This window comes from Phocaeicola sp. RTP21198st1_B8_RTP21198_201120 (assembly GCF_040929485.1).
GTDB classification, from domain to species: domain Bacteria; phylum Bacteroidota; class Bacteroidia; order Bacteroidales; family Bacteroidaceae; genus Phocaeicola; species Phocaeicola dorei.
Map to the genome: position 1 here is coordinate 1 of NZ_JBCOCI010000552.1, position 1,043 is coordinate 1,043.

Here is a 1,043-nt window from a genome sequence, read left to right on the forward strand (position 1 = left end):
AAGATATTTCTCTTTCACCTTCTGTGCTTCTTCAAACTTCATCTCACCGGCTAATGTCTGCATCCTTTCCAGTAGCATACGGCTGATTTCTTGTGTATTTCCTTTCAGGATCTCTTTGATTTCATCAATGTTTTTGAGATAATCCTCCTGTGATTGTAGCCCGATGCATGGTCCTGCGCAGTTCTTTATATGATATTCCAGGCATACGTTAAACTTACCAGCCCGTATATTCTCCGGAGTTAGGTTTAAACTGCAAGTTCGCAAAGGATATAAATGCTTTATCAGATCCAGTACCGCATACATAGATGGTATGTGACTATACGGTCCATAATACGAAGAACCGTTCCTGATAATCTTCCTTGTTCTGAAAACTCTGGGAAAATACTCGTTTTGTACGCAAATAGAAGGGTATGTCTTGTCATCCTTTAATAGAACGTTGTAGCGCGGCTTATATTTCTTTATCAGATTATTCTCCAGCAATAACGCATCTTCTTCCGTGTTGACTACAATATAACGAATATCGGCGATTTTGCTGACCAGCACTCGTGTCTTTCCCGGTTCATGCTCTTTGCTGAAGTAGGAGTAGACTCTTTTTTTTAGATTTTTAGCCTTTCCAACGTATATAATTGTACCCTCCGTGTTCAGGTATTGGTAAATACCCGGCTTCTCGGGAAGGTTGGCTACAATCCCTTTCAAATATTCATTGGCTCTGCTTTCTGGTTCTGTATTCATAATTGTTAGGTACGAAAGATCGCTAGCTGCTTACTTTTGACACATTCTCTGCAAATAGAGGTAAGTCCTTTATAAAGACAATACCGATTCTACTTCTACGTCATCTCCGAACAATAATTTTCCATTCAGTTCTTTCAATTCGATGATGAAGTTTACATATACCTTTTTAGGCTTTAGTCTTTTCACCAATTCGCAAGCTGCTTTCATGGTGCCTCCTGTTGCCAGCAAATCATCATGTAGTAGAATTACGTCGTTTTCGTCCAGTGCATCTTTGTGAATTTGCACCGTGTCTTTGCCATACTCCTTATCGT

Annotated in this window: 2 protein-coding genes; both read right to left on the reverse strand. The window is 39.7% G+C overall.

Annotated elements, in window-relative coordinates:
• The coding region (locus AB5935_RS28015) for a GIY-YIG nuclease family protein (protein WP_368328102.1) at positions 1 to 732 on the reverse strand (732 nt) is incomplete at its 3' end.
• Positions 733 to 801: 69 nt separating this feature from the next.
• Positions 802 to 1,043: phosphoribosyltransferase family protein (locus AB5935_RS28020; protein WP_368328103.1), on the reverse strand; the 242-nt coding region annotated here is incomplete at its 5' end.